The sequence below is a fragment of the Streptomyces sp. NPDC005483 genome (assembly GCF_040606035.1).
In the GTDB taxonomy this organism is placed as follows: Bacteria; Actinomycetota; Actinomycetes; order Streptomycetales; family Streptomycetaceae; genus Streptomyces.
This window is the reverse complement of the sequence record NZ_JBEXEA010000002.1, coordinates 139,785-158,929: the sequence shown is the minus strand read 5'-3', so window position 1 is coordinate 158,929 and position 19,145 is coordinate 139,785. Positions and strand designations below refer to the sequence as shown.

At 70.4% G+C, this 19,145-nt stretch carries 19 protein-coding genes; 4 read left to right on the top strand and 15 right to left on the bottom strand.

Features of this window, described 5'->3' with window-relative positions:
* Nucleotides 1–145: 145 nt before the first annotated feature.
* The 9 genes from ABZT06_RS04050 to ABZT06_RS04010 all read right to left on the bottom strand — a co-directional run bounded on the left by ABZT06_RS04050 (nt 146) and on the right by ABZT06_RS04010 (nt 9,308).
* Nucleotides 146–895 (bottom strand): DUF3159 domain-containing protein, encoded by a 750-nt coding sequence (locus ABZT06_RS04050; protein WP_355734439.1) that lies wholly within the window; start codon nt 893–895, stop codon nt 146–148.
* A 3-nt stretch (nt 896–898) separates the two neighbouring features.
* Nucleotides 899–1,297: an OB-fold nucleic acid binding domain-containing protein gene (locus tag ABZT06_RS04045; RefSeq protein WP_355734436.1), complete on the bottom strand. Its 399-nt coding sequence runs from the start codon at nt 1,295–1,297 to the stop codon at nt 899–901.
* A gap of 46 nt (nt 1,298–1,343) precedes the next feature.
* Nucleotides 1,344–2,027 (bottom strand): response regulator, encoded by a 684-nt coding sequence (locus ABZT06_RS04040; protein ID WP_355734434.1) that lies wholly within the window; start codon nt 2,025–2,027, stop codon nt 1,344–1,346.
* Nucleotides 2,024–4,579, bottom strand: a complete 2,556-nt coding sequence (locus tag ABZT06_RS04035; RefSeq protein WP_355734431.1) for a sensor histidine kinase KdpD — start codon at nt 4,577–4,579, stop codon at nt 2,024–2,026. Before ABZT06_RS04035 ends, ABZT06_RS04040 begins: the two co-directional genes overlap by 4 nt.
* 738 nt (nt 4,580–5,317) lie before the next feature.
* Nucleotides 5,318–6,010, bottom strand: a complete 693-nt coding sequence (locus ABZT06_RS04030; protein WP_355734428.1) for an ABC transporter ATP-binding protein — start codon at nt 6,008–6,010, stop codon at nt 5,318–5,320.
* 84 nt (nt 6,011–6,094) lie between these two features.
* Nucleotides 6,095–7,261 carry an alginate lyase family protein gene (locus ABZT06_RS04025; protein WP_355734425.1) on the bottom strand — a complete coding sequence of 389 codons (1,167 nt, stop codon included), beginning with the start codon at nt 7,259–7,261 and terminating at the stop codon, nt 6,095–6,097.
* Nucleotides 7,262–7,415: 154 nt separating this feature from the next.
* Nucleotides 7,416–8,174: a DUF3710 domain-containing protein gene (locus ABZT06_RS04020; protein ID WP_355734422.1), complete on the bottom strand. Its 759-nt coding sequence runs from the start codon at nt 8,172–8,174 to the stop codon at nt 7,416–7,418.
* Between the two features lies 1 nt (nt 8,175).
* On the bottom strand, nt 8,176–8,727 hold the full coding sequence (gene dut, locus ABZT06_RS04015; protein WP_355734419.1) for a dUTP diphosphatase: 552 nt from the start codon (nt 8,725–8,727) through the stop codon (nt 8,176–8,178).
* Complete coding sequence (locus tag ABZT06_RS04010) at nt 8,724–9,308, bottom strand: PaaI family thioesterase (RefSeq protein WP_355734416.1); 585 nt, start codon at nt 9,306–9,308, stop codon at nt 8,724–8,726. The genes dut and ABZT06_RS04010 overlap by 4 nt, the downstream gene beginning before the upstream one ends.
* A gap of 58 nt (nt 9,309–9,366) precedes the next feature.
* Here ABZT06_RS04010 and ABZT06_RS04005 point away from each other — a divergent pair, with 58 nt between their 5' ends.
* Nucleotides 9,367–9,831, top strand: coding sequence for a DUF3093 domain-containing protein (locus tag ABZT06_RS04005; RefSeq protein ID WP_355734414.1), 465 nt, complete (start codon nt 9,367–9,369; stop codon nt 9,829–9,831).
* Between the two features lie 49 nt (nt 9,832–9,880).
* Here ABZT06_RS04005 and ABZT06_RS04000 read toward each other — a convergent pair whose 3' ends face one another.
* The 4 genes from ABZT06_RS04000 to ABZT06_RS03985 all read right to left on the bottom strand — a co-directional run bounded on the left by ABZT06_RS04000 (nt 9,881) and on the right by ABZT06_RS03985 (nt 13,421).
* A complete protein-coding gene (locus tag ABZT06_RS04000; RefSeq protein ID WP_355734412.1) occupies nt 9,881–10,813 on the bottom strand; it encodes a hypothetical protein in 933 nt (310 codons plus the stop codon).
* Between the two features lie 13 nt (nt 10,814–10,826).
* A complete protein-coding gene (locus ABZT06_RS03995; protein ID WP_005481602.1) occupies nt 10,827–11,123 on the bottom strand; it encodes a DUF4193 domain-containing protein in 297 nt (98 codons plus the stop codon).
* A 405-nt stretch (nt 11,124–11,528) separates the two neighbouring features.
* Nucleotides 11,529–12,764, bottom strand: coding sequence for a HAMP domain-containing sensor histidine kinase (locus ABZT06_RS03990; RefSeq protein ID WP_355734408.1), 1,236 nt, complete (start codon nt 12,762–12,764; stop codon nt 11,529–11,531).
* 3 nt (nt 12,765–12,767) lie between these two features.
* Entirely contained in the window at nt 12,768–13,421 is a 654-nt protein-coding gene (locus tag ABZT06_RS03985) for a response regulator transcription factor (protein ID WP_009191109.1), read from the bottom strand.
* 414 nt (nt 13,422–13,835) lie between these two features.
* On the opposite strand from ABZT06_RS03985, the gene ABZT06_RS03980 reads away from it, so the two are divergent.
* A complete protein-coding gene (locus tag ABZT06_RS03980) occupies nt 13,836–14,006 on the top strand; it encodes a hypothetical protein (RefSeq protein ID WP_355734403.1) in 171 nt (56 codons plus the stop codon).
* Between the two features lie 104 nt (nt 14,007–14,110).
* On the opposite strand, the gene ABZT06_RS03975 is transcribed toward ABZT06_RS03980, so the two are convergent.
* Nucleotides 14,111–14,926: an inositol monophosphatase family protein gene (locus tag ABZT06_RS03975; RefSeq protein WP_355734401.1), complete on the bottom strand. Its 816-nt coding sequence runs from the start codon at nt 14,924–14,926 to the stop codon at nt 14,111–14,113.
* An 8-nt stretch (nt 14,927–14,934) separates the two neighbouring features.
* Complete coding sequence (locus ABZT06_RS03970; RefSeq protein WP_355734398.1) at nt 14,935–16,062, bottom strand: ferrochelatase; 1,128 nt, start codon at nt 16,060–16,062, stop codon at nt 14,935–14,937.
* Between the two features lie 170 nt (nt 16,063–16,232).
* Between ABZT06_RS03970 and ABZT06_RS03965 the strand changes: the two genes are divergently transcribed.
* Together ABZT06_RS03965 and ABZT06_RS03960 are read left to right on the top strand one after the other, a co-directional pair.
* Nucleotides 16,233–17,471, top strand: a complete 1,239-nt coding sequence (locus ABZT06_RS03965) for an MFS transporter (protein ID WP_355734395.1) — start codon at nt 16,233–16,235, stop codon at nt 17,469–17,471.
* Nucleotides 17,431–18,750, top strand: a complete 1,320-nt coding sequence (locus tag ABZT06_RS03960; RefSeq protein WP_355734392.1) for a D-arabinono-1,4-lactone oxidase — start codon at nt 17,431–17,433, stop codon at nt 18,748–18,750. The genes ABZT06_RS03965 and ABZT06_RS03960 overlap by 41 nt, the downstream gene beginning before the upstream one ends.
* Nucleotides 18,751–19,145: the final 395 nt, after the last annotated feature.

The following is a 19,145-nucleotide window of genomic DNA, read 5'->3' as shown; positions in this document are numbered from 1 at the left end:
ACGACGCCGGAGGGCGCCCTGAGATTCTCAGGGCGCCCTTTCCGACTCAGCCCGTCCGGCGCTTGAGGACGAGGCCCCTTCAGGGCCGAAGCGGGGGTCCGGGGGCGGCAGCCCCTGGCGACGCCCACGCCGGCTCCGGGTACTGCTAGGCCTCCCGGCGGTGTCGGCCTCCCGCGGTCTCCTCGCGTTCAGCGCGCCGGCGTTCGTCCTCGGCCTTCTCCTCGGCCTCCATCTCCGCGAACACGTCGATCGGCGCCGGCGCCTTCGCGAGGAAGACCCAGGTCAGCCACACGGCCAGCAGGAACGGCGGGATCTTCAGAGCGACCAGGACCCAGCCCAACTGCGCCGGGTCGGCCCAGAAGTACAGCGGGAAGAGAATCGCGCACTTGGCCAGCAGGATGCCGCCCCAGGCGAAACTGGCCTTGGCGTACGCCTCCTTGCGGCCTGGGTTGCGGGTCCGCCAGGAGAGGTTCTCCTTGAAGACCGGGCCGAGGATGAGCCCCATCAGCGGCACGCCGGCGAGCGTGGTGATGACGTACGCCAGGCCCAGGCCCAGCGTGTACAGCATGCCTGGCAGATAGAAGTTCTTGGCGTTGCCCGTCATCATCGCGAAGACGACACCGAAGGCGACGCCGAAGACTCCGCTGAAGGCGTGCTTGACGGTGTCCCGCATGACCAGACGGACCACGACCAGCAGCAGCGACACCGCGAGCGCGGCGATCGCCGACAGGTGCAGGTTTTTGTTGATCGTGAAGATCGTGACGAAGAGCAGGCCCGGCAGAACCGTCTCGACCATGCCCCGGACGCCGCCGAAGGCCTCGAACAGGGCGGCCTCGGTCACCGCCCGTGCGTCGTCGGCCTCAGTGTCTTCGGTCGGCTTGTCGAGAGACGTCACCGGCTACTCCCGTCCCACGGGTCGGAGTTCGTATTTCGGATTGAACAGCACCCGGCGGCCCCGGCTCATCGAGATCCGGCCCGATGCGATCAGCTTGCGCCCCGGTTCTATCCCGACTATGGAGCGCCTGCCGAGCCACACCACGTCCAGGGCGGCGGAGCCATCGAACAGCTCGGCCTCCAGGGCCGGGACGCCCGCGCGCGGCCGCAGGGTGACCGTGCGCAAGGTACCAGTAACAGTCACGATCTGGCGGTCGTGACAGTCGCCGATCCGGGTGCAACCGGCGGTCTCGGTGTCCTCCCGCAGCTCCTCGGACTCCAGGTCCTCCTGCGACGAGGACAGCCGGCCGAGCATGCGCCGGAACCGGCCCACCGGCTTCTCGGAACGAGGAACAGCACTCATATCCGAAAGCGTACCGGGGTGCGCCGACAGCGTTGTACCCACAGCACTAGCGTTCGAACCGGTATCCCATGCCCGGTTCCGTGACGAAGTGCTTGGGATGCGAGGGATCCGCCTCCAGCTTCCGCCGCAGCTGGGCCATGTAGACCCGCAGGTAGTTCGTCTCCGTCCCGTACGACGGCCCCCAGACCTCCTGGAGGAGCTGCTTCTGGCCGACCAGCCGGCCGGAGTTGCGGACCAGCACCTCCAGCAGGTGCCACTCGGTGGGCGTGAGACGTACGTCCCTGCCGTGCTTCTGGACCTTCTTGGCGGCCAGGTCGACGGTGAACTCGTCGGTCTCCACCAGGACGTCGTCCTCGCCGCCCCCGGTGGGCTCGGCGCGGCGCACGGCGGCCCGCAGGCGGGCGAGCAGTTCGTCCATGCCGAAGGGCTTGGTGACGTAGTCGTCGGCGCCCGCGTCCAGCGCCTCGACCTTCTCGTCGGAGGAGTGCCGGGCGGACAGCACGAGGATCGGCACCCGGGTCCAGCCGCGCAGCCCCCTGATCACCTCGACGCCGTCCATGTCGGGCAGCCCCAGGTCGAGGACGACCACGTCGGGGTGGCGGGCGGCGGCGAGCCGGAGCGCGGTGGCGCCGTCGTGCGCCGCGTCGACCTCGTACTTGCGCGCCTTGAGGTTGATCACGAGGGCGCGCACGATCTGCGGCTCGTCGTCGATGACCAACACCCTGGTCATGTGGCCTGCCTTTCGGGTTCCGCCTCCGCGAAGGGTTCTTCGAGGAGCTCCACGCGCGTGTGTGCCGCGCGGAGTGTCAGCACCATGGTGAGGCCACCGCCGGGCGTGTCCTCGGCGTTGAGGGTGCCGTTCATGGCCTCCGCGAAACCCCGGGCCACCGCGAGTCCGAGCCCCACTCCGGCGCCGCGCGGGGCGTCGCCGTAGCGCTGGAAGGGCGCGAAGATGCGCTCCTTGGCCTCGTCGGGGACGCCCGGGCCGCGGTCGACCACCCGTACCTCGACCCGGTCGGCGATGGCGCTGGCGGAGACCCGGACGGGGTCGCCGGGCGGGCTGTACTTGACGGCGTTCTCGACCAGGTTGGCCACCGACCGCTCCAGGAGCCCGGGGTCGACGGCGACCATCGGCAGCGACTCCGGGACGTCCAGCTCGACGCTCCCGTCGGGCACCCCGCCGAGCGCCATCGGCACCACCTCGTCGAGGTCGATCTCGCGGATGATCGCGGTGACCGTTCCGGTCTGCAGGCGGGACATGTCCAGCAGGTTGCCCACGAGGTGGTCGAGCCGGTCGGCGCCCTCCTCGATGCCCTCCAGGAGCTCGGCCTGGTCCTCCTCGGACCAGGCGACGTCGTCGGACCTGAGCGAGGAGACGGCGGCCTTGATCCCGGCGAGCGGGGTCCGCAGATCATGCGAGACGGCCGCCAGGAGCGCCGTACGGATGCGGTTGCCCTCGGCCAGCGTGCGGGCCTGGTCGGCCTCCTCCTGGAGCCTGCGGCGGTCCAGGACGACGGCGGCCTGGGCGGCGAAGGCGGCGAGCACCCGGCGGTCCTCGGCGGGCAGCACCCGGCCGGTGAGCGCGAGTGCCATGTGGTCCCCCACCGGCATGTCGACGTCGGCGTCCTCCGGCCGCTCCACGGGCGGTCCGAGTCCCGCCCGGCCCGCGCAGGTCCACGGCTCGACGTCACTCGCCCGTTCCAGCAGGGCCGCCGACTCCATGCCGAAGGTCTCCCGGACGCGCTCCAGGAGCTCCTCCAGACGGGTCTCGCCGCGCAGCACGTTCCCGGCGAGGAAGGACAGGATCTCCGACTCCGCGCGCAGCCGGGCGGCCTGGTGGGTGCGACGGGCGGCGAGATCGACCACGGAGGCCACGGAGATGCCGACGCCCACGAAGATCACGATGGCGACGATGTTCTTCGGGTCGGCGATGGTCCAGCGGTGCAGGGGTGGTGTGTAGAAGTAGTTCAGCAGCAGCGAGCCGACCGCGGCCGACCCGAGCGCGGGGAAGAGTCCGCCGAGCAGGGCCGCGGCCACCACGACCGCCAGGAACAGCAGCATGTCGTTGGCGAGGCCGAGGTCGACTGTGGTGAGGAGGATCGTCAGGAACGCCGGGCCGGCCAGACCGACCAGCCAGCCCCACAGGATCCGGGCCCGCCCCAGCCGCGCACTGCGCGCGACGGGCAGTCCGCGCCCCTTGGCGACCTCTTCGTGGGTGACGATGTGCACGTCCAGGTCGGGCCCGGACTCGCGGGCCACGGTCGCGCCGACGCCGGGGCCGAAGACGTACTGCCAGGTCTTGCGGCGGGAGGAACCGAGGACGATCTGGGTGGCGTTGACCCCGCGCGCGAAGTCGAGCAGCGCGGCCGGTATGTCGTCGCCGACCACATGGTGAAAGGTTCCTCCCAGGTCCTCGACGAGGGTCCTCTGGACGGTGAGCTCCTTCGGCGAGGCAGAGGTCAGACCGTCACTGCGGGCTATGTAGACGGCGAGCACCTCGCCGCCGGCGCCCTTCTCGGCCAGCCGCGCGGCCCGCCGGATCAGCGTCCGCCCCTCCGGCCCCCCGGTCAGCCCGACCACGATCCGCTCCCTGGACCCCCAGATCTTCGAGACCCGGTGCTCGCTGCGGTACTGCTGGAGGTACTCGTCGACCCGGTCGGCCACCCACAGCAGCGCGAGTTCCCGCAGGGCGGTGAGGTTGCCGGGCCGGAAGTAGTTCGACAGGGCCGCGTCCACCTTGTCGGGCTGGTAGATGTTGCCGTGCGCCATCCGCCGCCGCAGCGCCTGGGGCGACATGTCGACCAGCTCGATCTGGTCGGCTCGCCGTACGACTTCGTCGGGCACGGTCTCCCGCTGCCGCACCCCGGTGATCGCCTCGACGACGTCACCGAGCGACTCCAGATGCTGGATGTTCACGGTCGAGACCACGTCGATCCCGGCCGCGAGCAGTTCCTCCACGTCCTGCCAGCGCTTGGCGTTGCGCGAGCCGGGGATGTTGGTGTGGGCGAGTTCGTCCACCAGGGCGACGGCGGGGGCCCGTCGCAGCACCGCGTCGACGTCCATCTCGGTGAAGAGCGAGTCCCGGTACTCCACCTCCCGGCGCGGGATCTCCTCGAGCCCGTGCAGCATCACCTCGGTACGCGGCCTCCCGTGGTGCTCCACGAAGCCCACGACACAGTCCTTGCCCCGCTCGATCCTGCGGTGCGCCTCGGACAGCATCGCGTACGTCTTGCCGACGCCCGGTGCCGCACCGAGGTAGATCCGAAGCTTGCCGCGTCCCATGAGCCCATTGTCTTCCGGTCACTGCTGCCTACGCAGCGTCGACCTTACGGCCGAGGATCCCGGCGAAGGGGCCCGGGACCAGCCCGGGGGCCGTCTTTGACGCAACTCTGACGCGACGGCCGGGCACCCCCGCCCCGGCCCCTTCCAGACGGCTCCGGCTGGGCAGCCCCCTCCGTGCGCGAGACCCGCGCCCTATGCCACGGCGCCGAACTCCGCCCGGCGCATCACGCCGGCACCGCACACACCGGCACTCTCCCGCACGACCCCGACAACGGAGCCACCCCGACGCCCAGCCCGCTCAAGGCACGACACCCGCAGCCCAAGCGACCCCGACCGGACACGCACACCGACACCGAGCCCCCCGGGCTCACCCCACGGCCCCGACAACACCTGGGCCACCGCCACAGCACCCCACTCGACGCAGGAAACCCGCAACCCAAGCGACCCCACCCGACACAGCACACCCGCCACCGAGCCCCGGCTCACCCCCCGACAGCCCCGACAACACCCGGGCCACCCCCACAGCACCCCGCCACCAAGCTCGGCGCCCGCAGCCCACGCCACTACGGCAACCCCTGCCACGCCCCCAGAACCACCCCGGCGATCACGCCGCCGCCGCGCGTCCCGGACCACCCGCTCGGCGTCACCAGAACGCACCGGTTCTCCCCGCGGACCCGCCGACCCGGCGTTCAGGCTCCCGCCGCCACGAAACGCGGTCGGCTCGGCACGAGACGCCGCTCAGTCCCCCACGATCTCCCCGTCCCCCAGCTCCAGCACGCGGTCCGCCAGGTCCAGGAGGGTCGTGTCGTGGGTGGCCACCAGGGCGGTGACGTTCTCGCTGCGTACGACGGCCCGCAGCAGCTCCATGACGGCGTGACCGGTCTCCGCGTCCAGTTGCCCGGTCGGCTCGTCGGCGACGAGGAGGGCGGGGTTGTTGGCGAGGGCGCGGGCAATGGCGACCCGTTGCTGCTGGCCGCCGGAGAGCTCACCCGGCCGCTGCTTGGCGTGGTCCGCGAGGCCGACCAGGGCCAGCAGCAACTCGACGCGCTCCTCGCGCGCGCGTGGGTCCATCCTGCGCAGCCGCATCGGCACGCCGACGTTCTCGGCGGCGGTGAGGATCGGGATGAGCCCGAAGGACTGGAACACGAAGCCGATACGGTCCCGGCGCAGGGCCAGCAGCCCGTCCTCGTCCAACCCGGCGAGGTCCACCCCGTCGAGCACGACCCGCCCCTGGTCGGGCCGGTCGAGTCCGCCGACGACGTTGAGGAGCGTGGTCTTCCCTGAACCGGAGCGCCCCTTGAGGGCGACGAGTTCACCGCGCGGCACCTCGAAGGAGACGCCGCGCAGCGCGTGCACGGCGGCGGCCCCCTCACCGAACGACCTGTGGATGTCCTCGACCCGCACCATGGTCTCGGTGACCACCTGAGTCATGCGTCCTCCCCCGTGAAACCGCGAAACCGCGCACCGTGAAACCGGGCGCCAGTATCACCGCCCGGCGCCCGGCCTACAACGCTTTCAGTTCGGGTTGTCCCCGTGGGTGAGAGTCTCCCAGGCCACGAAGAGGTTGTTGCTGCCCGCCGGACGGTTCCGCTCGGTCAGCGTCTGCGTGTTGGTCATGCCCATGCCAAGCCGATGGTGCAGTGCGTTGTACCCGACCTCGGTGACCGGCCCGAGCCCCAGCTTCAGCGACCCGCCGCACAGCCAGCTCGGCACGGCCGTCCCGAGTTCGTACTTGGCCTGGAACCCCAGCGCCTGCCGCAGCCGCTCACCCACGTCCGTGCCGTACAGGTCCTGCCCCTGGATCCGGCTCGTCTCGGCGACGTGCGAGATCGCGGAGATCCCGTACCCGGTGTGCGTGAGGTCCCGGCAGGTCTCCTGCGTGAGCCCGGTGACGAAGGAGGACTGCCCCTGCCAGTAACCGACGATCTTGTCCCGGGTGTTGAGGTTCTGGCTCGGCACGGTCTTCGGCAACTCACCGTCGGAGGCGAGGTACACATAGGCCGCGGTACGGGTGCGGAACTTCGCCATGGCCTTGTCGTACGACGCCTTGTCCTCCAGGAAGACGGAGATGCCGACGGCCGCCTCCATCATCGACAGCTCCCAGTTGCCGTTGGAGTTCGAGCCGTTGACGATCTCGGGCAGATAGACGTTCCGCAGCATGGTCGCGAAGCGTCCGGAGTTCGCCCAGCTCCCGGTGTACGTGTACTTGATGATCTCGGCGGCCCTGGGCCACGAGGAGCCGGCCCAGCCGGTCTGGAGGGGCGCGTTGCTGTTGGTGTGGTCCGTGATCACCGCCGACCAGGCGTCCATGAGCTGGATGGACTTCTTGGCGTACCGCTCGTCCCGGGTGATGTACCAGGCGAGGGCGTCGGTGTAGGCGGCGATCGCGTCCTCGCGCTCGTCGGTGCAGCCGTAGTTGGGGTTCGAGTACGACCCGCACTCGACGACCGCGCGCGGCTTGGGCGTGCGGTTCAGATCGGCGTACTTGCTCGCCAGCATCTGATCGAAGGCGCTCTTCCAGGGCTGGGCACCCGCGTCGACCTTGCCGCGAGCGAAGTCCAACTGCGCCCGGGAGACGGTGACTCCGGGGTGGGCGAAGGTGGCGGGCGCGGCCTCGGCGGGCCAGGAGAGGGCGCCGGCGACCAGGGCGACGGCGGCGGTGAGGAGTGCGGTTCTGCGCATGCGTGGGGGGCCTTTCGTTCTCGTATATGAACGGAAAGCGCCTTTATGAACAGAGGCGTTGAGCGGAGAAGGTAGGTACAGACCAATCAACCGTCAAGGGTCCACGCACGACAAAGGGCCGCACCCCAGGGGGTACGGCCCTCGACTCCTGCGACTACCGGACCTCGGTGATCTCCGGTCCGCGCTGGAGCTGACCCATGCCACCGGAGAAGCGGGAGCCCTCGTCCTGCTGCTGAACGCCCTCGGGGACCATCTGGGCGTCGTTCGGCAGCTTGAGGACGATCGGGTCGCGGGGCGCCATCGGGCCCTCGCCGCGCACCACGACCGTGTCCCGGAAGATCTGCTCCAGGAGCCCGGCCGCCTGCGGCTGCACCGCGCCCTGTCCCGAGATCACACCGCGCAGGAACCAGCGCGGGCCGTCCACACCCACGAACCGCACGACCTGGAAACCACCCGTGCCGTCCGGCAGCTGTACCGGCACCTGAGCACGCAGCTCCCAGCCCAGCGGACCCTCGACCTCGTCGACGATGCCGCCCTGCTGGGTGATGCCGGAGCCGATCTCCTCGCGCACCTCACCCCAGATGCCCTCGCGCTTGGGAGCGGCGAAGGCCTGGAGCTGGATGGCGCTGTCACGCAGGACGACGGTCGCCGCGACGATCGCGTCACCGGCGACCTCGACCCGCAGCTCCATGCCGTCGACACCCGGTACGAACAGACCACCCAGGTCCACGCGGCCCTCGGCGGGGTCGCGGACCTCGGTGTCGTCCCAGGGCCCGTCGGGCCGCGGCTCCGGCTCCAGCCGTACGCGCTCGCGCTCTACGTCGTCCGCCTCAGTGTCGACGCTGTCGACGACCTGCTCGGCCTCGCCGGCCGCGTCCTCGGCGGCACCCTTCTTGTTGCGACGTCCGAACACGTCACTGTCCTTCCCGGTCGGATACGACCGATGCGTATCGATTCCCACCCGTTGTGCCGCCCACGGCGGCCTCAGCGCTTGTATCGCCCCCGTCGCCCACGGCGGCGTGACCGCCGGTGGACCCGAAGCCCCCCTCGGCCCGCGCCGACTCGGGAAGCTCCGCGACCTCCTGGAAGCGGACCCTCTCGACCTGCTGGACGACGAGTTGGGCGATCCGGTCGAAACGCTCGAACCGCACCGACTCGTGCGGGTCGAGGTTCACCACGATCACCTTGATCTCCCCACGGTACCCGGCATCAACCGTCCCCGGGGCATTCACGAGAGCGACACCGCAGCGGGCGGCGAGACCGGATCGTGGGTGCACGAAGGCCGCGTACCCCTCCGGCAGCGCCACAGACACCCCTGTCGGCAGCACGGCCCGCTCTCCGGGCTTCAGTTCACGGCTCTCGGTGGTCCGCAGGTCGGCTCCCGCGTCACCGGGCTGCGCGTACGACGGAAGCGGTACGTCGGGGTCGACGCGCCGGATCAGCACGCTCAGGGCGTCACGGCTCACGGGTTCACCTCGAAGGCACGGGCACGCCGGACCTGGTCCGGGTCGTCCATGGCGGCCCGGATCTCCTCCGGGCGGCCGTTGTCGATGAAGTGGTCGACCTCGACCTCGACGAACAGGGCGTCCGCGCGGACCGCGACGGGCCCCTGCGGGCCGCCGATCCGGCCGGTCGCGGTCGAGTAGATCTTCCGCCCGGCGATCGCGGTCACCTCGGCCTCCAGATACAGCACCGTGCCGACGGGCACCGGCCGTACGAAGTCGGTCTCCAGGCGTCCGGTCACGGCGATCGTGCGCAGCAGCCAGTTGAGCGAGCCAAGGGTCTCGTCGAGGGCGGTCGCGAGCACACCGCCGTGCGCGAGTCCGGGAGCGCCCTGATGGGCGGGGCGCACGGTGAACTCGGCGGTGACCGAGACCCCCTCGCCGGCCCGCGCCTCCAGGTGCAGCCCGTGGGGCTGCTCGCCGCCACAGCCGAAACACTGGCCGTAGTGCGCGCCGAGCGGCTCACCGGACGCGGGAGCGTCCGGGTGGCGCACAGGTCGCGCCGCGTCGGCGGGAGGCTTGAGAGCCGGGGAAGTACCACTCACAGGCGCAGACCTTACCCGCGCGTCGGCTCTGTCAGGACACCGTGCCAAGCTTGGTTCCATGCAGCCCTCCGCCGCCCCGTACGACGAACGCCTCACCGCCCCCCGCTCCTGGTGGCTGATCTCCTTCCTGGTCGGGGTCGCCTTCGCACTGATCATGCTCCCGTTCGGGACGCTTCCGCTGCTCGGCGGCCTGGTCGGCGGCACCGCCGCGGCGGCGGTCATGGCCAGCTCCTACGGCTCGCTGCGCATCCGGATCGTGGGCGACTCGCTGATCGCGGGCGAGGCGAAGATCCCAGTGTCGGCGCTGGGCGAGGCGGAGATCCTGGACCCGGAGGAGGCCCGCGCCTGGCGGACCTACAAGGCCGACACCCGCGCCTTCCTGCTGCTGCGCTCCTACATCCCGAGGGCGCTGAAGGTGGAGGTCGTCGACCCGGACGACCCGACGCCGTATCTGTATTTGTCGACGCGCGAGCCGGAGCGGCTGGCCGAGGCGCTCAAGACAGCCCGCACGGCCGCCGCCTAGAACGTTCGCGCAGGGCTTCACCCGTGAGGCCCGAAGTCACACGGAAGTCTTACCCCTCCAGCTCCAGCGGGTCCGTCGGCGTCTCCAGGGTGGGGAGTTCGGACAACGCCTCCCACGGCACCTGGATCCTCCGCAGGTCCTTGCGGATGTGCTCGGCGAGTCTCCTGGTGTCGCGGCGGTTCATGACCGCTCCCACGGCCGCGCCCACCATGAACGGCATCAGGTTCGGCAGGTCGCGGATCATCCGCTTCATGATCTGCTGCCGCAGCTGCTGTTTCATCGGGCCGTTGAGCGCGCCGCTCACCGTCGACGGCTTCTTCACGTCGATCCCGCGCTCCCCCGACCAGGAGTTCAGGTACGCGGTGCTGCGCTGTTTGAGATTTCCGGGCGGCCGTACGCCGTAGACCTCGTGGAGTTCGGCGATCAGCTTCAGCTCGATCGCGGCCACGCCGGTGATCTCGGCGGCCAGTTCGGTCGGCATCGCCGGCGGCACGGGAAGCATCGCCGCCGCCCCGACCCCCGCTCCGACGGTGGCCGTGGCGCTCGCGGCGCCGGTGACGAGCTTGTCCGCGAGCGCCTCGGGCCCAAGACCGGGGAACTGGCGGCGGAGGGTCGCGAGGTCCCGTACGGGGACACGCGGGGCGTTCTCGATGATGCGGTCGGTGAGGTACGCCAGGCCCGCCCTGGCCCGGCTGCCGCCCTTGCGGGCCCCTTCCCGGGCCTTGTCCCGGATCGCCGACACCCTCCCCCACTCTCGACTTCGCTCGAGCGGGGGGACCCCCAGTCCGGCGACGGGTGCGGGCGTCCTGGTCGAATCAGCCGGCGCCGGGAGGTCAGTCCGGTCGGCCACCGGTTCGAGCGAGGCTCCCGGATGGGCAGAGCCCCGCTCGTCGTCACGCACGCGCTGGGGGCCGTCGGACGGCCCCTGGTCCGCTCCCTGCCGGGGAGAGCGGCGCTTCCAAGGTGGGGTCGAGCCAGTCATGCCCGACCCGCCCTCAGTCGCAGTCGCGGCAGATCGGCTGGCCGTTCTTCTCCCGGGCCAGCTGGCTGCGGTGGTGCACCAGGAAGCAGCTCATGCAGGTGAACTCGTCCTGCTGCTTGGGCAGCACCCGGACGGCCAGCTCCTCGTTCGAGAGGTCCGCTCCGGGCAGTTCCAGGCCTTCGGCGGCCTCGAACTCGTCGACGTCCACTGCGGAGGTCGACTTGTCGTTCCTACGCGCCTTGAGCTCTTCAAGGCTGTCCGAGTCGACGTCGTCGTCGGTCTTGCGTGGGGTGTCGTAATCCGTTGCCATGTCGCTCTCCCCCTCTGGGTGTCTGCGGTGTCTCCAGCGCACGTAACGCGTGAGAGGCCGGACTTGTGCCCGACCCGAGGCGGAGATTTTGCCTCACATCAAGGTCTGTTACTCAATCGACACCCAACCGGACTCCTCTTGAGTGATCGGGTTGGATGGCGATCGGGACCGTACACGGTCCGAATCCCGCACTTCAAAGGCGTCTCACCGTGTACTTCCCGTGATCAGGACCCCTGAAAACCCGGATTATCCCGGCTTTCCGACAGGGTGCATGATCACCGACAGTAGATGGCGGGAAATTCTCCCTTGTGATCGATCACACACGCGATGGTCCACCCAATGCCCAGAAAATTCCGCGCAAAGCGAACATCCCCGTGCGTCGATCTCAGTGCGGGGGCCATGATCTCAGACCGGCAGGGTGACTCGCATCATCAGCCCACCCCCTTCGCGGGGCTGCGCCGTGATGTGCCCGCCGTGCGCCCGGGCCACGGACCGCACGATGGACAGGCCCAGCCCGACGCCCTTGTCGCTGCCGGTGCGGTCCGCGCCGCGCAGCCGCTTGAAGGGCTCGAAGAGATTGTCGACCTCGTAGGCCGGGACGACCGGGCCCGTGTTCGAGACGGTGAGGACCGCGTGGCCGTGCTCGACCTCCGTGGTCACCTCGACCCAGCCGCCCTCCGGCACGTTGTAGCGCACGGCGTTCTGCACGAGGTTCAGGGCGATGCGCTCCAGCAGGACGCCGTTGCCCTGGACGACCGCCGACTTCTGCTCGCCACGGATCGCCACGCCCTTGGCCGCCGCCTCGCCGAGCACCTGGTCGACCGCCTGCTCGGCGACCTCGGCGAGGTCCACGGGCTTGCGCTCGACGATCTGGTTGTCGCTGCGGGCGAGCAGCAGCAGGCCCTCCACGAGCTGTTCACTGCGCTCGTTGGTGGCCAGCAGTGTCTTGCCCAGCTGCTGGAGCTCCACCGGCGCGCCCGGATCGGACAGGTGCACCTCCAGGAGCGTGCGGTTGATCGCCAGCGGTGTCCGCAGTTCGTGCGAGGCGTTGCCGACGAAGCGCTGCTGGGCCGTGAAGGCCCGCTCCAGGCGCTCCAGCATGTCGTCGAAGGTGTCGGCCAGTTCCTTGAGCTCGTCGTCCGGGCCGTCCAGCTCGATACGGCGGGAGAGGTCGGAGCCGGCCACCGCGCGGGCGGTGCGCAGGATCCGGCCGAGCGGCGACAGGACCCGTCCCGCCATCGCGTATCCGAAGGCGAAGGCGATGATCGCGAGGCCGAGCAGGGCCAGCAGTGAACGGCTGAGGAGGTTGTCCAGGGCGTGCTGGCGCTGGTCGTTGACGCAGCTGTCCATGGCCTTATTCATGACGTCGGGCGAGACGCCCGAGGGCAGGTTGCAGATGTCGCTGGCGACGCTGCCCGTGGTGATCTTGAAGGGGAGTTCGCTGCCGATGTTCAGCGCCTGGGCGGCGATCAGGTAGATGATCGACAGCAGCAGGATGCCGGCGATCAGGAACATGCCGCCGTACAGCAGCGTGAGCCTTATGCGGATGGTCGGGCGCAGCCAGGGCAGCGGCGGCGCCGGCCTCCTGGGGTCCCAGGTGGGCTTCGGGGGCGCCTGGGGAGGCGCGGGAGTCGAGGCCACGGGTCAGATCCGGTAGCCCGAGCCGGGGACGGTGACGATCACCGGGGGTTCGCCCAGCTTGCGGCGCAGCGTCATGACGGTCACCCGCACGACGTTGGTGAAGGGGTCGGTGTTCTCGTCCCATGCCTTCTCCAGGAGCTGCTCCGCGGAGACGACGGCGCCCTCGGAACGCATCAGCACCTCCAGGACGGCGAACTCCTTGGGGGCGAGCTGGACTTCCTTGCCGTCGCGGAAGACCTCGCGGCGGTTGGGGTCGAGCTTGATCCCGGCGCGCTCCAGGACCGGCGGCAGCGGCACGCTGGTGCGCCGGCCGAGGGCACGCACGCGTGCCGTCAGCTCGCTGAACGCGAAGGGCTTGGGCAGATAGTCGTCGGCGCCGATCTCCAGGCCCTCGACGCGGTCGCTCACGTCGCCGGACGCCGTCAGCATCAGCACGCGTGTGGGCATGCCGAGTTCGACGATCCTGCGGCAGACGTCGTCGCCGTGGACCAGCGGGAGGTCGCGGTCGAGGACGACCACGTCGTAGTCGTTGACGCCGATGCGTTCCAGGGCCGCCGCACCGTCGTACACGACGTCGACGGCCATGGCCTCCCGGCGCAGTCCGGTGGCCACCGCATCGGCGAGCAGCTGCTCGTCCTCGACGACGAGTACGCGCACGTCGCTTGTCCTTCCTGTGTCCACCCGCGTAGCGCGCTTCGGGCACGCACGGGCAGGGATCCGGGTGAGTGTGAGCCTCCATCCTGCCCTTTTCGGCCATAAGTCGGCTGTAAGACGGGTGAGGGGCAGCTGAAAGACGGGTGTGAGAGCGGGAATGCGGGATTTTCTCGCGCGGTTGAGGTTTCCGTCGAAGGGAGCGGGGGGAGGACGGCTTTACACCCCGCGATCACGCTCTGCATGTGCCGTACCACCATGCGGCACGGCTCTGTCCGCTTCCGCAGAGCGGGCGTGGGTGTCCGGCACCGTCGCCGCCCGGCCTGGGCAGCGCTGGGCACCTGCAGGAGACGTGATCGCCCCTTCCTAACGGCACACCCCCGTGCCACCGACCCACGACCCAGGACGAGGGGGCGCAGCATGGACGCATTCACCGCAGGACTTCTGCAGCGCATAAGGGCGACCGAGACCGACCTGACGCGGGCTCGCGACGAGGGCGACGACTTCCTCGTGGAGGTGGAGCAGGGCGAGCTCGACGACCTGCGCCGCCTCGCCGCCGAACACGGTGTGGAGGTAAGCGTCAGCGTCTGATCGGCTACGCGGCACGACAGCGGGCCCCCGGCGAATCCAGCGCCGGGGGCCCGCTGCGTCGGTGTACGGGGCTGTTCACGTCGTGTTCGCCCGCAGTCGGCCTGTCAGTCGTGCCAGGCGCCGAAGTCCTCCAGGAGCTGCTGGAGGGGCTCGAAGACTCCCGGGGTACCGGCGACGGTGAGGGCGGGGTTCGGGCGCTCTCCGGGGCGCCCACCGGTCAGGGCGCCCGCTTCCCGGGCGATGAGGTCGCCCGCCCCGTAGTCCCAGGCGTTCAGGCCCCGCTCGTAGTAGCCGTCCAGGCGGCCCGCGGCCAGGTCGCACAGGTCGACCGCCGCCGAGCCGCCGCGGCGGATGTCGCGCAGGAGGGGGATCAGCTTCTGCGCCACCTCGGCCTGGTGGGTGCGGACCCCGGTGACGTAGTTGAAGCCCGTCGACACCAGGGCCTGCTCCAGGGGCGCCGCCGGGCGGCACTCCAGCCTGCGCTCGCCCTCCCACGCGCCCGTGGCCCAGGCGCCCTGGCCGACAACCGCGTGGTAGGTCTCCCCGCGCATGGGCGCCGCGACGACCCCGACGACGGTCTCGCCGTCCTGCTCGGCCGCGATGGAGACCGACCAAGTCGGCAGCCCGTAGAGGTAGTTCACCGTGCCGTCGAGCGGGTCGATGACCCAGCGAACGCCGCTGGTGCCCTCGGTGGCGGCGCCCTCCTCACCGAGGAAGCCGTCGTCCGGGCGGTGCTCGGAGATCAGGTCGGTGATCAGCTTCTCCGCCGCGATGTCCATCTCGGTCACCACGTCGATGGGGCTGGACTTGGTCCTGGCGACGGCGAGGTCGGCCGGGCGGCCGTCGCGCAGCAGAGTACCGGCGCGACGGGCGGCCTCCTGGGCCAGCCGCAGCAGTTCCGCGTGCAGGGGGTCGGTCACGGGGCTCCTCACGCGTACGGGCTGTCGACGCCCGCGGCGGCGGGCTTGGCGGCGCGGGCCGGGCAGCAGCCGACCGGGCAGACGTTGTGGCCGGCCCCGAGCGCGCCGAGGGCGCAGGGCGTGACCTCCTGTCCGCGCTCCACGGCGGCACGCTCCAGGACCAGCTCACGGACGGCGGCGGCGAAGCGCGGGTCGTCACCGACGGTCGCCGAACGGCGCATCGGCAGGCCCAGCTCCTCGGCCTTGGCCTTGGCCTCCGTGTCGAGGTCGTAGAGGACCTCCATGTGGTCGGAGACGAAACCGATGGGCGCGATCACCACGGCCGGGACGCCGGACCCGTGGCGCTCCTCCAGGTGGTCGCAGATGTCGGGCTCCAGCCACGGGATGTGCGGGGCTCCGGAGCGTGACTGGTACACGAGCTGCCAGGGGTGGTCGACGCCGGTGCGCTCACGGACGGCGTCCGCGACCAGCCGCGCGACCGCCAGGTGCTGGGCGACGTACGCGCCGCCCTCGCCGTGGCCCTCGACCGGACCGGAGGTGTCCGCGGACGCGGTCGGGATCGAGTGGGTCGAGAAGGCGATGTGGGCGCCGTCGCGGACGTCCTCGGGGAGCTCGGCGAGGGACTCGATCACCCCGTCGATCATGGGCTCCAGGAAGCCGGGGTGGTTGAAGTAGTGCCGCAGTTTGTCGATCTTCGGCAGCTCCAGGCCCTCGGCCTCCAGAGCGGCCAGTGACTCGGCGAGGTTCTCGCGGTACTGGCGGCAGCCCGAGTAGGAGGCGTAGGCGCTGGTCGCGAGGACCAGGATGCGGCGGTGGCCGTCGGCGACCATCTCGCGCAGGGTGTCCGTGAGGTAGGGCGCCCAGTTGCGGTTGCCCCAGTGGATCGGCAGGTCCAGGCCGTGGTCCGCGAAGTCCTTGCGCAGGGCGTCCAGCAGGGCGCGGTTCTGGTCGTTGATGGGGCTGACCCCGCCGAACAGGAAGTAGTGCCGGCCCACTTCCTTCAGGCGTTCCTTGGGGATGCCACGCCCGCGCGTCACGTTCTCCAGGAACGGGACCACGTCGTCCGGGCCCTCCGGGCCTCCGAACGAGAGCAGGAGCAGGGCGTCGTAGGGGGTGGCGTCGAGCGCGTCTCGCATGGGTCGATCCTGTCATCCGGTACTGACAGCCGGGAAACGGCGGGGTGACCGGCCGGGTTCCCCGGCCGACCGAACGGGTGCGCCGGAGTCACCCACCCGTAAGCTGTATGAGGCGCATTCGCGCCTTACGGCTACACGAGCCGCCGTTCACCGCCCGACCGGAGACCCTTGTGCCCAGCCCTTACCGCGCGCTGTTCGCCGCCCCCGGCTCCAGAGGGTTCTCCGTCGCGGGCTTCGTCGGCCGGATGCCGCTGTCGATGATGGGCATCGGCGTGGTCACGATGATCTCCCAGCTCACCGGCAGGTACGGCCTCGCGGGTTCGCTGTCGGCCACCATCGCGCTGGCCGCCGCGGCGATCGGCCCGCAGGTCTCCCGGCTGGTGGACCTGCACGGCCAGCGGCGGGTGCTGCGCCCGGCGACACTCGTCGCGCTGGTGGCGTCCGCCGGGATGCTGCTCGCCGCGCACTTCGGCTGGCCGGACTGGGTGCTCTTCGTGTGCGCCGTCGGCATCGGCTCGGTGCCCAGCCTCGGCGCGATGATCCGCGCGCGGTGGGCGGCCCTGTACCGCGGCACCCCGCAGCTGCACACCGCGTACTCCTTCGAGTCCGTGGTCGACGAGGTCTGCTTCATCTTCGGGCCGATCATCTCCATCGGCTTGTCCACGGCCTGGTTCCCGGAGGCGGGTCCGCTGCTCGCCGCCTGTTTCCTCGCGGTCGGCGTGTTCTGGCTGACCGCGCAGCGGGCCACCGAGCCGGCCCCGCACCCGCGCGAGCAGGACGGCGGCCGTACGGCACTGCGCGCGCCGGGCCTGCAGGTCCTGGTGGCCACCTTCGTGGCGACCGGGGCGATCTTCGGGGCGGTGGACGTGGTCACCGTGGCCTTCGCCGACGAGCAGGGCCACAAGGCCGCTGCCAGCCTCGTGCTCGCCCTCTACGCGGCGGGCTCGTGCGTCGCGGGTCTGGTGTTCGGGCTGTTGCACTTCAGGGGACGGCCCGAACCTCGCTGGCTGCTGGGCATATGCGCCATGGCCGTGAGTATGATCCCCCTCCTACTGGTCGGAAACTTGCCGTTTCTGGCCGTGGCGCTGTTCGTAGCGGGCCTGTCCATCGCTCCCACGATGATCACGACGATGTCCCTGATCGAGCAGCACGTACCACGCGCGCAACTGACCGAGGGCATGACCTGGATCAGTACCGGGCTCGCGGTCGGGGTCGCGCTCGGCTCCTCCGTGGCCGGCTGGGTGATCGACGCGGCCGGTGCGCGCGCCGGGTACGGGGTTCCGGCGGTGGCCGGGGCCGTCGCGGTCGCGGTCGGTTTCCTGGGGTACCGCCGGCTCAAGAGGCCGGCTCCACGTCGGGGAGGCAGCGTTGAGCACGGCAGCGAGCGCGAAGAACGGCACGTGGCGTAACTGGGGCGGCAATGTGTCCGCGCGCCCCGCGCGGGAGGTCACGCCCGCCTCGGTCGATGAGCTGGCGGCTGCCGTGCGGAAGGCCGCCGAGGACGGTCTGAAGGTGAAGGCCGTCGGCACCGGGCACTCCTTCACGTCGATCGCCGCGACCGACGGTGTGTTGATCCGCCCTCAACTGTTGACCGGTATCCGCAACATCGACCGGGACGCCATGACGGTCACAGTGGAGGCCGGTACCCCGCTCAAGAGGCTCAACGTGGCTCTCGCGCGTGAGGGCCTGTCGCTCACCAACATGGGCGACATCATGGAGCAGACGGTCTCCGGAGCCACCAGCACCGGAACCCACGGCACGGGCCGCGAGTCGGCCTCGATAGCCGCCCAGATTACGGGGCTCGAACTGGTCACGGCCGACGGCTCGGTGCTCAGCTGCTCCGAGAAGGAGAACCCCGAGGTCTTCGCGGCCGCCCGGATCGGCCTGGGCGCGCTCGGCATCGTCACCGCGATCACCTTCGCCGTCGAGCCGGTCTTCCTGCTCACGGCCCGCGAGGAGCCCATGAGCTTCGACAAGGTCACCAGCGCCTTCGACGAACTCTGGGCCGAGAACGAACACTTCGAGTTCTACTGGTTCCCCCACACCGGCAGCACCAACACCAAGCGCAACAACCGCAGCGCGGGCCCGGAGAGGCCGGTGCCGCAGCTCCAGGGCTGGTTCGAGGACGAGTTCCTCTCCAACGGCGTCTTCCAGGTGGCCCAGTGGGTCGGCCGGGCGGCGCCGGGCACGATTCCTTCTATCGCGCGGATCTCCAGCAAGGCCCTGTCCGCGCGGACGTACACCGACATCCCGTACAAGGTCTTCACGTCGCCCCGCCGGGTGCGGTTCGTGGAGATGGAGTACGCCGTCCCGCGTGAGGCCGTCGTCGAGACGCTGCGCGAACTGAGGACGGCGGTCGAGCGTTCCGGGCTGAGGGTCAGCTTCCCCGTGGAGGTGCGCACCGCTCCCGCCGACGACATCACGCTGTCCACCGCCTCGGGCCGCGACAGCGCGTACATCGCCGTCCACATGGCCAGGGGGACGCCGTACCAGGCGTATTTCACGGCCGCGGAGCGGATCTTCACGGCGCACGAGGGGCGCCCGCACTGGGGCAAGGTGCACACGCGCGACGCCGAGTACTTCGACGGCGTCTACCCGCGCTTCGGCGAGTTCACCGCGCTCCGGGACCGTCTCGATCCCGACCGCCGGTTCCAGAACGACTACTTGCGACGGGTCCTGGGGGCATAACAGGGCGGTCACCGGACATACGCACGAAGCCAATAGCTCCGTTTCTGGTGATTCCGTGAACTACACCACCTCCAAGATCCCCAAAACCCCTCAACGAACGGCCGGACAGCGTTTCTTGAACGAAGTTGAGTGGCGCGCCAATCCACGCACGTGGCCCAAATGGAGTACTGTTGCGAGCCCTGGGTCCGGTCTCCCGCCAGGGCGTCCGTGGCCTTCAAGGGCGGTCGGGAGGGGGCCAGTTGCACAGGGTGACGGAGTTGGTCACTTAGCGTTGCGAATAGGTAACCGTGCCATAACGGCGTTCCAGGGCCCATGCCCGACACGCCGGGCAACTCGGCAAGGTTGTGGCAGGCTGCACCCGGGCAGGCCACACTCGACTAGCGGAAGCAGCGACG